We start from the raw sequence: 14,678 nt of genomic DNA, 5'->3' as shown, positions 1-14,678 counted from the left end.
TTTTTTTGTTAAAATAATATCACAAAACATATTTATCCTATTTTCTTCATCCGTTTTTTACCTTCGCGGCAGATATCCAATAAAGGACACTCTGGGCAATTTGGGTTTCTTGCTTTACAATGATAGCGCCCAAAGAAAATCATCCGATGATGCGTTACACTCCATTCATCTCTCGGTACTTTACGCATCAGGGTATCTTCTACTTCTATGACACTGTCCTTCCATCTGCATATTCCCAACCGCTTGGATACACGTTCAACATGGGTATCAACAGCAATTGCCGGCTCATTAAACGCAACAGAAGCCACAACATTGGCTGTTTTCCTGCCAACCCCGGCCAATTTAACTAACTCTTCCTTCGTTTGTGGAACCTCCCCGTTATAGTCATCAATTAACGTACGGCAAAGCTTTTGAATGTTTTTTGCTTTTGAGCGGTATAAACCGATAGAACGAATATCATTTTCCACTTCTTCTAAAGGAACAGCCAGATAATCCTCCGGGGTTTTGTACTTTTTAAATAGATTGGCTGTTACTTTATTAACCAGCTTATCTGTGCATTGTGCAGACAGCAGAACAGCAATTACTAATTCAAATGGATTGGAATGGACAAGCTCTCCCTCTGCATCCGGAAACATTTCCGCCATAACATCTAGACAATGTCTGATTTGTGTATTGTTCAGCATAATCTTAATCTCCTTCCAGCCAATTGTAATAAAAGGATGTATCTCTTTTAGGGCGTGTGTTTTCAGTATTCGTACTATTATCATTTGCTCTGCCCTGATGAAATTGCTGGCTTGCTTTTCTGGCATCCTGCACCGTATGAATCCCTTTTTTCTTCCATTCTCTTAAAATACGATCGATGTATTTAAAGTTCAATTTGCCCATAAGTACAGATTCACGCAGCCCCGCTTTTATCAGTGAAGGTTCTAAACTGTCCTGATCTAACCAGCTGTTAATGGTTTCTATTTCAAATGGTGACAAAGGTCTGCCAAATTCCTGTTCAAATAAGATAAAGATATTACCTATATTTTCTTCGTCCCTTGTTATCACAGAAACATCCTCATCGTACAGCTTTTCCAGCAAAGGCTCCAGGGAATAGGATTCACTGATAGGTGTTTGTTCGGAATCATTCTTTTCAATAGACAGGAATCCTTTTTGCACTAGTTTTCGCAGCATACTGGCTGCCTGTTCTTCGGAAAAGCTTCCGGACTGTGCCAACTCAAAAGGAGTAGGAAAATAATTCCCTTCATCTGCAAAGCGGGAAAGCTGTAAAAGTAAAATAAGTTCTGTTTCATGAAGACCTAACTTGTAATAAGTAGTAAGCAGTTTTTTGGAGACGGGCATTTGATCCTGAATAATATCTTGATAATTTTTTTTAGTCATTTCTAGCACCTCAGATAACAGTATAGCATTTTTTCTTAACTACGAAAGGAAACCCCCGCTTAAAAAGCAAGGGATTTTAGAGAAAATCATGAAATAATATAAACACGCTATATTGATAACTGTTTATCAGAAAAGCTCCAAACGTTGAAAATAAAAGGCTTGGAGCTGTCATTCTTTAAATACGTTACATCTTTCCTTAAGGATATAAACGATTTAGCAGTCTTGGGAACGGGATAGTCTCACGAACATGCTCCACCCCTGATAACCAGGCTACCGTTCTTTCCAGTCCTAATCCAAATCCGCTGTGAGGAACACTGCCGTATTTACGCAGCTCCAGATACCATTCATAAGCTGGCCCGGTAAGTCCATGCTCTTTATAACGCTGCTCCATTAATTCTAAATCATCGATTCGTTGTGATCCGCCAATAATCTCTCCATAGCCTTCCGGAGCAATCAAATCAGCACAAAGAACAACATCAGAACGTTCAGGATCCGGCTTCATATAAAATGCTTTGATGTCTTTCGGATAATTTGTTATGAAAACAGGCTTTTCAAAGCTTTCAGCAATTGCTGTCTCATGTGGTGCACCGAAATCTTCTCCCCACTCAATATCATCGAAGCCCTTTTCTTTTAAGAATTCTACAGCTTTATCATAGCTGATTCGCGGGAATGGAGCCTTGATATTTTCAAGCTTGGATGTATCTCTTTCTAATGCTTTAAGCTCTAAAGCACAATTCTCTAATACAGATTGAATGATGTAGCTTACATAGTTTTCCTGTACCTTTAAGCTGTCCTCATGGTCCATAAATGCCATCTCCGGTTCAATCATCCAGAACTCAATAAGGTGTCTCCTTGTTTTGGATTTTTCAGCACGGAAAGTAGGACCGAATGAGAATACTTTTCCTAATGCCATTGCTGCAGCTTCCATATAAAGCTGTCCGCTTTGAGACAGATATGCTTCTTCATCGAAATATTTCGTATGGAAAAGCTCGGTTGTTCCTTCAGCAGATGCACCGGTTAAAATTGGCGGGTCTACCTTTACAAAACCATTTGTATTAAAGAATTCATACGTAGCACGAATAATTTCATTACGAATTTTCATAACAGCATGCTGTTTTTTAGACCGGAGCCACAGGTGGCGGTGATCCATCAAAAATTCTGTACCATGATTTTTGGGCGTAATCGGATAATCTGTTGCAACATGAATTACTTCCAGGTTACTTACCTGCATTTCATAGCCGAAATCAGACCGTGTATCCTCTACGATTTTTCCGGTAACATATAGAGATGTTTCTTGAGTCAGGTTTTTAGCTTCTGAAAATACTTCCTCAGAAACATCACTTTTCACAACAACTCCTTGCATAAATCCAGTACCATCACGAAGCTGTAAGAAGGCAATTTTACCGCTTGAGCGCTTGTTTGCCAGCCAGCCGCCGATTGTTACCTCCTCGTTCACATGTTTCGCTGCTTCTTGAATTGTTATCTTCATCTTTAAATCCTCCACTTATTATTAATACTTTTCTACAAAACGTTGTGTTCTTTTAGCTGCTTCAAGAAATATAGCTAAAAATTGATGATGGTTTTAATATGAGTAATCTTTTTAACTAATTCCTTTGGTATAAGTCTCTCTCTGCTTATGGAAACATTTTATTGTATGTGTATCTTTCCTCTAAACTCTGTCCATCAATAGAATAGTAATCCATGACAAACCTGTTATCTTTATCATGGTACGTAATTTCCCACAAGGCCTGTCCGTCTTCATAAGCAGGGCTGATATCAGCAAACTTACATGAATCGCAGCTGGATGACCAGGCGTCTAAGATAGCTTCTTCACTCATCATATCCTCTGTATTAATAGCAATTAATTCGCGTTCTTCGCCTTCTAAAGGCAGAAAGATTAACCGTTCCTCATTGTCATCATTACTTGCATAGAATACATGGTAGTTATTCTCTCCATAATAGCCCTGTATTGAATGAACATTATGATAAGAGGTCTGATTTTCTATCTGATTTTTTGTGTCATCAAATCCTGCGTTGCGGCTATCGTTGATTACTTGATATAAATAAATACTATAGCCTATTCCTGCAAGCAAGAGGAGAGTAATGATGATAAGCGTCCATAATACCCATCTATTATTTGATTCCCTCATTTCATTCCATCCGTTTCTTATTAGATTATCTTTCTTTCATCATTTACTATACCTAGATGTATGGTTTCTGTAAACAAATACCGTGAAAATTATAATGTCTAATCAGAAAAGCTCCGGGACACTGGCCACGATTACTTATGGTTTCAGGGTAATCACAGCCACTCCGGAAAAACAAGGCGACAGCTAGTTTTATTACTACTACAACTTTCGCACTAAGAATAAACATACTAACCTTGCTGTTCCAGGATGTACATTGCCTCTATTAACATGCTTGCTTTTAGTTAACTCATCTTTTTATTTTTTTAACTGTTTATTGTGTATAGCTCCGCTCCGGCCAACCACTCCGCTTTCCATGGGGACGGCTTCAGCTAACTTTTGCCAAGTGCTCTTCTTGGCAAAAGTTAGCTGAAGAGCGTGCCCCTAGGAAAGCAAAACGGTCCACCGTAGCGGTCGCCTTTACACTTTACCTTCTATCTTTTATATGGAAAAAAATGATCAACCCCTGTTCCTGTAGATAGGTAATGACTTTTTAAAGTGTGAAAGTTGAGTTACCGCCTAATCTAATTTTTAATTCATTTCATTAACCTTCACTGTTGATGAAACCAGTTTTCTGCGTGACTCATCAAATAGCGTGTTGTTTCATAGTGAACAGGCACCTCTGGGATAGACTCTAAAAAGTATTTTCCATATTTGGCCGTTTTGATTCGTCCATCACAAATAAATACGATACCTCTATCATTTGAGGAACGGATCAGCCGTCCAAATCCCTGTTTAAATTTAATAACCGCCTGTGGTAGGGATAAATCCATAAACGGGTTTTTCCCCTCTTCCTTCAGCTGGTGCGACTTCGCTTCAAATACAGGATGATTCGGCGGCTGAAATGGCAATCTGACCATTACAAGTGCTGATAAATCTTCTCCAGGTATGTCTACCCCTTCCCAGAAGGAGCTTGTTCCCAGAAGTATTGCTCGATCATAAGATTGGAAATTCTTTTTCAACCTGCTGCGGCTGCCGCTGGTCACACCCTGAGCAATGATGACGTATTGCTGCTCAGTCATCATTTCCTTTAATAAATCATTTGCCTTCCTCAGCATATCGTAAGAAGTAAATAAGACGAGCATTCTGCCTGAAGTTACCTCTGCTAACGATAGTATTGCCTCACAAACTGCATAGACAAAATCATCAATATTTCCATATCTAATATTGGGAAAGTCTGTCGGTATTAATAGCTGCACCTGTTTATCATAATGGAAGGGTGAAGCTATCTGCTCTGTTAACAGATTTTGTTCAGACACTCCCAGTCTTTCTTTGATAAATTTAAATGAACTTCCCATTGTTAATGTTGCACTTGTGAAAATAACACTTTCCTTTTTAGAGAAGAAATCATCAGCCAATATTGGTGCAATATTAGACGGCTCACTGTAAAGAAATACACTGTGGTGCTTTCCTTTTAAATCTACCTCTATCCATTTAATCAGCTCTACTTCATTTTGCTCCTGAAACATCACTTTTAAATCATCTATATATTTTTCCAATACGTCCTGCATTTGTCCAATATCTTCAAGAAATTGTTTTTCATCTCCAATATCAAGGGAATACTCATCCACTAACCGGGACAGAATATCCAAAAGCTTCCGGAAATGCATCCGCAGGCGTGCTGCAATATCCTGGGCCAGCTGCCAGGTGTCCTGCTGATAGGTTTCTGCTTTGATACGGTATTGTACTCTTCCTAAATCACTTGTTGCTTTATCTGTCTTCTGCTGTGCTTTGACAAATCGTTCAATAAGCTGAAAAAGCTCGTCAATATCATATTTGGCTTCTTTGATAGCTGCATTCCACTTATTAATTAATTCCCCTTTTTGACTCATATCAGATGCTTTCAGGACTTTATTGAATTGTTTGTCCTCGTCGGCAGTTCCTAAATAGTTGCATGTAAATTGCATCTGTATGTAATCAAGTTTTAGCCCATAATGATGCGAAGCCGTTTCTTCAAAATGATGCGCTTCATCAATAATAACCTTTTGATATCCTGGTAAAAAAGCATAGTCATTAAACATATCTGTACATAGTAATGCATGATTTGTAATGATAATATCTGCTTTTTGAGCTCTTCGTCTGGCTAATTGATAATAGGAATGATGGAACCAGGGAGATTTTGGATTAATTGTCTTTTCTACATCTGCAGAAACCTTTTGAAAGAAAATATAACCCCCTGCCGGTAATTGAATTTCATCAATATCTCCGGTCTCTGTTTCCGTAATCCATACGAGTAATATCGCTTTTGTTAGGACAAAATCGTAATTATCCTTTGATCCATAATCGAGCTCATAAAGAAACTTTTCCAGATTTAAATAATGATTTTTACCCTTCATTAATGCTACTGGAAGAGGAATGTCAATCACCTTTTTCAATAAAGGGATCTCCTCCTCCAGCAGCTGGCTTTGCAATTGTGTTGTATACGTGCTGATAATTAGGCGCTCCTTATTGGTAACAGCCTGATAAACAGCTGGCAATAAATAAGCTAAGGATTTACCTGTTCCGGTACCTGCCTCAATAAAAGCATGCTTTCCAGCAGAAAAAGCATCATAAATCGTTTCAGACATTTGCCGCTGTCCTTCTCTGGGCTCATAGGAAGAAAAAGCTTTCGAAAGTGCACCCTGCTCCTGATAAATATCGTCTAAGTATTCCCCGAACGATTTATCTATCCGGGACAAAGCTTTTGTCTTTTTTTCAGACATACGGAATGCAAGACCCTGGTAATGTTTTATTTGATTATCCGGATGCTCCCGGAATGCTAATTCTTCCAGGCGGTTATCAAGTATAACTGCTAAATCTGATTGTAATTTCTCTTCCAGGTTCTTCAGCTTATACAACGTTTCATACGGGAGATGGTCTAATTTCTCTTTTAACTTAAAAAATAACTTTGCTGTTACGTAAGCATCAGATAAAGCACGATGCGGGTCATCATGATGCAGATCAAAATGCTCTGCTAAGTGGCTTAATTTATAACTCGATATAGTCGGGAATAATATTCTGGACAGCTCCACTGTATCCAGAACCGGATTTTTTAATTCAGGGTAACCATTGGCTGCTAACTCCATATTAAGGAAACCGACATCAAAGTTTGCGTTATGTGCAATAATATAACTGTCTTGTAAAATATGGATAATTTCCTCTGCTTTATCAATAAATAATGGAGCATCCTTTACTTCTTCATTATCAATTCCTGTTAAGTTAGAAATAAATGGAGGTATCGGCTGATTCGGATTAAGCAAAGTTGTTTTCGTTTCTTTTATCTCATCATTTTCAATCACAACTATACCTATTTCAATAATTTTTCCTGACTTTGCCGGGGAATTCCCGGTTGTTTCTAAATCAATGACAACATATCTCAGAAGACCACCTCCATTCTTATTGTGATTTTTCTATCTGTCAAACCATGAAATCTCTGCGGAGTAAAGCGTTACAGGGTTGCCATCAGCTGCTTCTGCGATTAAAGCTCCTTCGTCTGAAATCCCTAAAAAACGTCCTGTCCATTCATCATGAAATGTTTTGATTTTAATATTTTCACCTATTTTAAAAGCATTCTCTTCCCATTTGGATTTAATGCCTTCAAATCCATTCTTTAAATACATTTCATATGTATCTTCAAAATACGTTAATATTGTTTGAATGACTTCTTTCTTCTCCCAGTCTTTCCCTGATTCTATTTTTAATGAGGTTGCAATATTCCGAATGGATGTATCCCAGCTTGTCTCATCCTGATTCACATTTAAACCGAAGCCGATTAAAACATAATTAATCCGGTCCTGCTCTCCTTGCATTTCTGTTAAAATGCCGCAGAGCTTCTTATCTCCAATTAATAAATCATTAGGCCATTTAATACCAATAGACAAATCTGTCAACTGATTTAATGCATCCCTTAACGCTACTGCAGTTAACAGCGTCAGCTCTGAAGCTTTATTCGGAGGAATGGGCGGACGGAGCAGAATTGTCGTCCAAAGCCCTTCTTTATCAGAAAACCAGTTCTTTTTCATTCTTCCTCTGCCGGCTGTCTGTTCTTCAGCAATTATTATTGTACCATCAGGAGCGTTTTCACGGGCTGCTTCATGTCCAATTAATTGTGTTGATGGCGTTGAATCTTTGTGAATAATATGATGTCCCAGCCATTTTGTTTCCAGTCCCCAGCGTATCGTGTTACTGCTGACTTTATCCGGAAATGAAATGATCCGGTATCCTTTGCTCCGTATGGCGTCAATCGTATAACCGTCACTTTCTAAATCCTTCATATGCTTCCAAATCGCATTCCGGGAAATTCCTAATTGCTCAGAGAGCGCTTGACCGGAGATATAGCCAGCTTTATTTTCGGATAAAAGCTCTATCAATCTTGATCGGGTTGATTCCATTGTATCCAATCCTTTACTTTCGATTTTTCATTCGCCAGCTTAGAGGTAACAATTTGATATTCTACTTCATCTAATAGTTCCTTTATCCATTTTCCTTTAGTGCGTTCCGGGAACCATCGCATTAAATCATGTCCATTCAAGCACAGTTCTTTTTTAGATAAAATAGGCAGCTGCCCTTTGATAGTACAGAGCGTTTGTATGTTTATTATTTCTTTATCCGCCTGTTTTACTAAGTATACAAAAAAATCCCATTGCTCTTCAGGCAGCTGATAAACAAACCATGCGTCTATTCCATGCTGCTTATAGCGGTGATAGGCATTTACAAGAATATTAGCCTGTTGTTTTAAATAATTCGAACATTTATAAGCTTTCACACAATCTGCTGCAGAAATGGAGGAGCTCTTCAGCTCAACAAATGCAAAAACAGGCGCAAGAGAAGAAACTGGCTCTATTTGTTTTAAGAGCAATGGTACGTCTTTAAAAATTGGCAAATAGTGATAAAGCTCTAATTCAAAGATGTAATCAACTGCTTTTGTATAAAAAACACCTGCACACAGCTTTTCTAATTCAACGGTTAATCGTTCCACCGCCAGCTTATCTATCAATGCTTTATATTTTTCCATAGCTTCTTTTGTGGCTTTTTCAATAGAAAATCCTAACTGGCTGGAAAAACGCAGCGCGCGGATAATTCGTAAAGCATCCTCTTTGAAACGGTCTGCAGCTTCCCCGACAGTTTGAATCCTTTTTTGGGAAATATCTTTTCTTCCTGCAAAAGGGTCAAGAATTTCTCCCTTTGCATTCATAGCAATCGCATTCATGGTAAAATCCCTGCGATTGAGATCCTCCTTGATATTCCGGACAAACTGAACCTTATCCGGCCGGCGGTGGTCGGTATACGTTCCATCTGTCCGATAAGTAGTCACTTCAAAGGATTCCTGCTGATGTCTGACGATAACTGTACCATGCTCCAATCCCACTGGAATTACTTTTGGAAAGATTTCCTGAATTTCTGCAGGAGTAGCAGACGTTGCAATATCTACATCGTGAATGGGACGGTCTATAATATAATCACGTACACAGCCGCCGACAAAGTATGCCTCGTATTGATGTTTTTCTATGATAGATATAACTTCTGCCGCCTTTTGAAATACTAATGGTAGCATAACTTTTTAGTCCCTCTTTCCCTCTTCAAGAACCCTGTTGTATAAGTTTTCATATTGATTCACGATTTTATCAGACGCAAAACAATCACGTACATGCTCTATTGCTGCTTTAGAAAACTGTTCCTGTTTTTCTGTATTAGACAGTAATTGTACAGCATAATCCGCTGCCTGCTGAACATCTCCAAGCTCGACGATATATCCTGTCTCATCATGAGTCAATACTTCCGGGATGCCTCCTACATTAGTACCGATTCCAGGTACTCCACAAGCCATCGCCTCTAATAATACTAACCCGAAGCTCTCTTTTTCAGACATAAGCAGCATTAAATCAGCCATGGATAAAATATCACTGACATTATTTTGCTTCCCGAGAAATTGAACTTCTTTCTCTAATCCTAACTCATTAACATGGAGTGACATATCCGAAAATTCGGGACCGTCGCCTATTAATAATAATTTGGAAGGGATGCTCTCATTGACTATTTTAAAAGTATCAATAACATCCTGTACCCGTTTCACCTTTCGGAAATTAGAAATATGAATCATAATTTTATCAGATTCATTTATCTGAAATTCATTACGCAGCTCCGTTACCTTCCTCGGATAATATTCATTTTCATTGATAAAGTTATAAATAACATCCATTTCTTTCTTTATATCCAGCATTTCAACAGTTTGCTTCCGGAGACTTTCTGAAACAGCAGTAACTGCATCAGATTGCTCAATACCATGGCGGATAATGGGCTTTAACGTGTTATCGATGCCCAGGATTGTAATATCTGTACCATGCAGGGTTGTCACAATTTTTACTGGATGCTTTGCCATATCTCTCGCTAAAATGCCGCAAATGGCATGTGGCATGGCATAATGGACATGAAGGATATCGAGCTTCTCACGGTCAATCACCTCTGCCATTTTCGCTGCTAAAGCTAAGTCATAGGGCGGGTATTGAAATACCGGATAATGACTTATCTCCACCTGATGATAATAAACATTGACATACACTTTTTCTAAACGAAAAGGCATGCTGGAGGTAATGAAGTGTATTTCATGCCCCCGCTCCGCTAATTTCTTTCCCAGCTCTGTTGCTATTACCCCCGAACCGCCAATCGTCGGATAGCATGTAATTCCTATTTTTTTCACAGTTCCCCTTCTTCCTTCACAATTTCTCTCCAGTGAAAATCGCCGCGGTTTAATCCGTGCATAAAGATTTCTCCTCCGGCAATATTTGTCGCTAAAGGAATTTGATAAACATCACATAAACGCATTAAAGCGCTGATATCCGGTTCATGCGGCTGTGCAGTTAATGGATCGCGGAAGAAAATAACCATATCCATTTTATTTTCAGCAATCATGCTGCCAATTTGCTGATCACCGCCAAGCGGCCCCGACTGGAAGCGATGAACCGGAAGTCCTGTCGCTTCCATAATCCGGCTTCCTGTTGTTCCTGTAGCAAATAATTGATGATCCTTCAATACATGCGCATAAGCTGTTGTGAACTGTACCATATCTTCTTTTTTCTTATCGTGTGCAATTAAAGCGACATTCATGATGCTTCTCTCCCTCTATACATGTTTCTCTATAAGACGTTTTCTAAACCATAGATAAGCTCATCTAAATCCATCACCTGATAGACGCATTCTTTAATGCCGTCCATAAAGGATGCGCGATTCATAGAATCATGCTGTATCGTTAATGTTTGACCGGGACCGCCAAAAACAACCTCCTGGTGTGCTACCAGACCTGGAAGCCGCATACTGTGAATCCGCATGCCGTCGAAATCTCCCCCGCGAACACCCTGGATTGTCTCTTCCTCATCTGGATGGCCTTGTTTTTTCGATTTTCTGGCCTCCTGAATAAGTTCTGCCGTTTTCTTCGCAGTGCCGGATGGAGCATCCAGCTTTTGATCATGATGCTTTTCAATAATTTCTACATCCGGGAAGTATGCAGCTGCCATTTTTGCAAATTTCATCATTAAAACAGCGCCGATGGCAAAATTGGGTGCAATGATACAGCCGGTTTTTTTATCTTTTGCCAATTGCTTCAATTCCTCTAATTGTTCATTGGTATATCCGGTTGTTCCCACTACCGGACGAATTCCATGATTCAGTGCCGCTTTCGTATGTTTATAGCCGAATTCAGGTGTCGTTAAATCGACAAATACATCCGCCTGCTGCTCTGTAAAGCACTTTTCGATATCTGTGTAGACCGGTGCATTAAAATCATCCTGAAACCCTTCTAAATCACTTAAGTTTTTTCCATCATTTTTATGATCTAAACAGGCAGTCAATTCAAAATCGTTTACTCCATAAATCATTTGAACAGCTTCTTTACCCATTCTGCCTCTTGGGCCTGCTACAATAATTTTAATTGCCATGACTATCATCCTCCTCTTTTCTTGTCCAGCGGTTTTTATCTCTTGTTTCAAATTTTTGCATCGATTTCTCAAAGGAGTCCGATAAATCGAATTCCAGTGCATTAGCTAAACAGGCTAATACAAAAATCATATCGCCGACTTCTTCTTCCACTGTATTTTCTTTTTCAGTAGCTTTCTTCGGTTTTTCGCCATGATAGTGATTAATTTCTCTGGCCAATTCTCCTGTTTCCTCAGATATTCTTGCCATTAATGCAAGCGGAGAAAAGTATCCTTCTTTAAATTGAGATATGTATTGATCAACCCGTTTTTGGACATCTTTTAATGTATGGCTGGTATTCTCCATTTCCAACACCTCTTTATCTTTTTTCTCTTCTCTAATGTTAGCTAAAAGCAAGGGTTTTGACAACTAATTGGTACGGTATGTGGATTGTTACTTTATTTTAAATTGTCTATAATAGATATTGGTTGAAATCAGATTGTAAATACTTGGAACTAAATAGACTTTTTAAGCTTTATTTTCAGAGTATCTTTCCATCTGTACATAAGGAGGAATCGCAAATTGAACATTCGGGTTAAAAATATCGTATTTATTTTATTGGGAGCAGCCATATTTTCCTTTGGTCTCGTACATTTTAATATGCAGCATAACCTTGGAGAAGGGGGCTTTACAGGGATTACGCTGCTACTTTTCTTCTTATGGAATTTGGATCCGGCGATAACGAATATTGTGCTTAATATCCCGGTATTCTTTATTGGCTGGAAAATACTAGGCAAGAATGCGTTTATCTATACGATGGTTGGAACCTTATCTGTTTCCCTTTTTCTATGGGTTTTTCAAATATACCAAATCCCTATCGGACTAGAGCATGATATGACACTGGTTGCTTTATTTGCAGGGGTATTTATCGGCGTAGGATTAGGAATCATATTCCGCTTTGGCGGTACAACAGGCGGTGTGGATATTATAGCCCGCATTATTAATAAATACACTTCCTGGAGTATGGGACGGGCTATGTTTGCATTTGACTTCCTGGTAATTTTAACTTCCATTTTTACTTTTTTAAATTTGGCTCAAGGAATGTATACACTGGTAGCAGTATTTATTGGTGCAAGGGTGATTGATTTTATCCAGGAAGGGGCATATGCTGCCAAAGGGGCTTTTATTATCTCCAATCACAGTGAAGAAATTGCGGATCAGATTATGAAGAAGATGGATCGTGGTGTGACTGTTCTAAATGGCCAGGGGAGCTTCTCCAAGGAGAAAAGAAATGTTCTTTATTGTGTGGTAGCACGAAACGAAATTGTACGTATGAAGAATATTATTAACCAGACAGACCCTTCTGCCTTCGTCTCTCTGACGACAGTTCACGAGGTTATGGGAGAAGGCTTCACACTGGACGAAAATAAAAAGCCGTTAAATGATTAAAACTGTTAAAAGAGCTTAAGACATCACTTAAGCTCTTTTCATTATGTCACTAATAATTTTGTTGCTGCATGCATAACCGGTATTCTCTTTCCGAATTATTTTAATTGTTTCTAACTCAACTTTCGCATCTGAGAATAAACATATAAACCTTACTGTTCCAGGATGTACATGGTTTCAATTATCATGCTTGCTACTCATCTTTTTATTTTTTGAACAGGTTATTGTGTATAGCTTCCGCTCCGGCCAACCACTCCGCTTTCCATGGGGACGGCTTCAGCTAACTTGAAAAGAAACCCGCTTTTCAAGTGGATCTTCAGCTCGCCCTGTTCCCATGGGAGTCTACGTGGTTGGCCTGCGCTCTAATAGGATTCTACAGCGCATGGAAGAAATAATATCCTGATGAAGTTAGATGAAATCATCGTTTTTTAGCCTAAATAAGCAATCATGCTGATGTTTCAAATGATTTTTAGCAGTTCAAATCATGACAACATGAATAATTCATATCAAGAATAGCTTTCATGCACCCAAAATAAGGATTGCCGAGCATGTTTACCTTTACCATGCAACACGAAAATTCGTTCTGTCAGATCTGCCTTTTATTTGTTCAATTATTTCAGTATAGAATATCCTGCTAGCGGAGGCGGACCGTTTTGACTCCTGAAGGGAAAGCGGAAAGCGTCGGTTAAAAACGTAACAACTGGACCGAAGCAACTGAGATAAAGGAATCACCGTGAGTTTACGAACGGATGATGACTTATCGTAGGGCGCTGTCGGGAAGTTGTCTAGTTTTTGACGCTTGTAGCTGGACAGGGATTAGCACCATCTGAAGATCCACTTTTGCCAAGTGCTCTTCTTGGCAAAAGTTAGCTGAAGAGCGTGCCCCTAGGAAAGCAAAACGGTCCGCCGTAGCGGTCGCTTTACACTGTACCTTCTATATTTGTCAACAGATATATAGAAGAAATGATCAACCCTTGTTCCTGTGGATAGGAAGTTACTTTTTAATGTGCGAAAGTTGAGTTTCCAAGAAAAAAAGATGACTCAATTTGAATCATCTTTTTAGTATTAGTCTCTATTAGCTGCAAAGATAAGAATAAAGCGGATAAGCTCTGCAACGGCTACTAATGCTGCAGCAACGTATGTCATTGCGGCGGCGTTTAATACTTTTTTCGTTTCCCGTTCTTCATCATTACGGATAATTCCGGTAGAAACCAGCTGTGTCATCGCCCTGTTTGAAGCATCAAATTCAACTGGGAGTGTAACCAGTTGGAAAAGTACTGCAGCGGCGAAGAAGATAATTCCAAAAAGCAGCATATTTGTTGAACTCATAATTATACCTGCAATAATTAAGAACATGGAAATGTTGGATCCGAAGTTTGCTACTGGAACTAAGGCCGTTCTGAAACGTAAGAAGGCATAATCTTCCTGATCCTGAATCGCATGGCCAACTTCATGAGCAGCAACTGCCGATGATGCCATTGATCTTCCACGATAATTGTTTTCAGAAAGGTTCACTTGCTTTTTACGAGGATCATAATGGTCTGTTAATTCCCCTTTTACCATTCCAATCTGTACATCATGTAAACCATTGTCATCCAAAATTTTTCTGGCTACATCCGCACCGGTCATGCCCGAAGATGTTTGTTTTTTTGAGTACTTCGTATACGTGCTTTTTACTTTGCCTGATGCAATCATTGGTACAATCATTAGTAAAATAAAATAAATCAAATAAGCGACCATTTCTCAATTCCCCCATTACTGTATCTTAAGGTCAAT

Annotated in this window: 13 protein-coding genes; 1 reads left to right on the top strand and 12 read right to left on the bottom strand. The window is 39.0% G+C overall.

Annotated elements, in window-relative coordinates:
- Positions 1 to 32: 32 nt before the first annotated feature.
- The 11 genes from nth to IEX29_RS09370 form a co-directional block, all read right to left on the bottom strand.
- Positions 33 to 683, bottom strand: coding sequence for an endonuclease III (gene nth / locus IEX29_RS09420; RefSeq protein ID WP_188734217.1), 651 nt, complete (start codon positions 681 to 683; stop codon positions 33 to 35).
- A 4-nt stretch (positions 684 to 687) separates the two neighbouring features.
- A complete protein-coding gene (locus tag IEX29_RS09415; RefSeq protein ID WP_188734216.1) occupies positions 688 to 1,383 on the bottom strand; it encodes a DnaD domain-containing protein in 696 nt (231 codons plus the stop codon).
- A 196-nt stretch (positions 1,384 to 1,579) separates the two neighbouring features.
- Complete coding sequence (gene asnS, locus IEX29_RS09410; protein WP_188734215.1) at positions 1,580 to 2,872, bottom strand: asparagine--tRNA ligase; 1,293 nt, start codon at positions 2,870 to 2,872, stop codon at positions 1,580 to 1,582.
- A gap of 145 nt (positions 2,873 to 3,017) precedes the next feature.
- Positions 3,018 to 3,533 (bottom strand): hypothetical protein, encoded by a 516-nt coding sequence (locus IEX29_RS09405; RefSeq protein WP_188734214.1) that lies wholly within the window; start codon positions 3,531 to 3,533, stop codon positions 3,018 to 3,020.
- 587 nt (positions 3,534 to 4,120) lie between these two features.
- Positions 4,121 to 6,913: an ATP-dependent DNA helicase DinG gene (gene dinG, locus IEX29_RS09400; protein ID WP_229720172.1), complete on the bottom strand. Its 2,793-nt coding sequence runs from the start codon at positions 6,911 to 6,913 to the stop codon at positions 4,121 to 4,123.
- 45 nt (positions 6,914 to 6,958) lie between these two features.
- The gene (locus IEX29_RS09395) at positions 6,959 to 7,939 is read right to left on the bottom strand and encodes a biotin--[acetyl-CoA-carboxylase] ligase (protein ID WP_188734213.1); all 981 of its coding nucleotides are present in this window, start codon (positions 7,937 to 7,939) and stop codon (positions 6,959 to 6,961) included.
- The gene (locus IEX29_RS09390; RefSeq protein WP_188734212.1) at positions 7,915 to 9,102 is read right to left on the bottom strand and encodes a CCA tRNA nucleotidyltransferase; all 1,188 of its coding nucleotides are present in this window, start codon (positions 9,100 to 9,102) and stop codon (positions 7,915 to 7,917) included. The genes IEX29_RS09395 and IEX29_RS09390 overlap by 25 nt, the downstream gene beginning before the upstream one ends.
- Before the next feature lie 6 nt (positions 9,103 to 9,108).
- A complete protein-coding gene (gene bshA / locus IEX29_RS09385) occupies positions 9,109 to 10,245 on the bottom strand; it encodes an N-acetyl-alpha-D-glucosaminyl L-malate synthase BshA (protein ID WP_188734211.1) in 1,137 nt (378 codons plus the stop codon).
- Positions 10,242 to 10,652: a methylglyoxal synthase gene (gene mgsA, locus IEX29_RS09380; protein ID WP_188734210.1), complete on the bottom strand. Its 411-nt coding sequence runs from the start codon at positions 10,650 to 10,652 to the stop codon at positions 10,242 to 10,244. Before mgsA ends, bshA begins: the two co-directional genes overlap by 4 nt.
- A gap of 29 nt (positions 10,653 to 10,681) precedes the next feature.
- On the bottom strand, positions 10,682 to 11,479 hold the full coding sequence (dapB, locus tag IEX29_RS09375) for a 4-hydroxy-tetrahydrodipicolinate reductase (protein ID WP_188734209.1): 798 nt from the start codon (positions 11,477 to 11,479) through the stop codon (positions 10,682 to 10,684).
- Positions 11,469 to 11,885, bottom strand: a complete 417-nt coding sequence (locus IEX29_RS09370) for a nucleotide pyrophosphohydrolase (RefSeq protein ID WP_373290661.1) — start codon at positions 11,883 to 11,885, stop codon at positions 11,469 to 11,471. Before IEX29_RS09370 ends, dapB begins: the two co-directional genes overlap by 11 nt.
- 153 nt (positions 11,886 to 12,038) lie before the next feature.
- On the opposite strand from IEX29_RS09370, the gene IEX29_RS09365 reads away from it, so the two are divergent.
- On the top strand, positions 12,039 to 12,905 hold the full coding sequence (locus tag IEX29_RS09365) for a YitT family protein (protein WP_229720152.1): 867 nt from the start codon (positions 12,039 to 12,041) through the stop codon (positions 12,903 to 12,905).
- Positions 12,906 to 13,967: 1,062 nt separating this feature from the next.
- Here IEX29_RS09365 and IEX29_RS09360 read toward each other — a convergent pair.
- The gene (locus IEX29_RS09360) at positions 13,968 to 14,642 is read right to left on the bottom strand and encodes a zinc metallopeptidase (RefSeq protein ID WP_077603017.1); all 675 of its coding nucleotides are present in this window, start codon (positions 14,640 to 14,642) and stop codon (positions 13,968 to 13,970) included.
- Positions 14,643 to 14,678: the final 36 nt, after the last annotated feature.

This window comes from Oceanobacillus neutriphilus (genome assembly GCF_014645515.1).
In the GTDB taxonomy this organism is placed as follows: domain Bacteria; phylum Bacillota; class Bacilli; order Bacillales; family Amphibacillaceae; genus Oceanobacillus; species Oceanobacillus neutriphilus.
The sequence above is the reverse complement of the archived record's forward strand: the minus strand, read 5'-3'. Positions and strand labels throughout refer to the sequence as shown.

Coding starts and splice junctions, on each gene's coding strand:
- asnS (WP_188734215.1), bottom strand. CDS start 2,872: ATGAAGATAACAATTCAAGAAGCAGCGAAACATGTGAACGAGGAGGTA.
- IEX29_RS09415 (WP_188734216.1), bottom strand. CDS start 1,383: ATGACTAAAAAAAATTATCAAGATATTATTCAGGATCAAATGCCCGTC.
- nth (WP_188734217.1), bottom strand. CDS start 683: ATGCTGAACAATACACAAATCAGACATTGTCTAGATGTTATGGCGGAA.
- IEX29_RS09390 (WP_188734212.1), bottom strand. CDS start 9,102: ATGCTACCATTAGTATTTCAAAAGGCGGCAGAAGTTATATCTATCATA.
- mgsA (WP_188734210.1), bottom strand. CDS start 10,652: ATGAATGTCGCTTTAATTGCACACGATAAGAAAAAAGAAGATATGGTA.
- dapB (WP_188734209.1), bottom strand. CDS start 11,479: ATGGCAATTAAAATTATTGTAGCAGGCCCAAGAGGCAGAATGGGTAAA.
- IEX29_RS09360 (WP_077603017.1), bottom strand. CDS start 14,642: ATGGTCGCTTATTTGATTTATTTTATTTTACTAATGATTGTACCAATG.
- IEX29_RS09395 (WP_188734213.1), bottom strand. CDS start 7,939: ATGGAATCAACCCGATCAAGATTGATAGAGCTTTTATCCGAAAATAAA.
- IEX29_RS09405 (WP_188734214.1), bottom strand. CDS start 3,533: ATGAGGGAATCAAATAATAGATGGGTATTATGGACGCTTATCATCATT.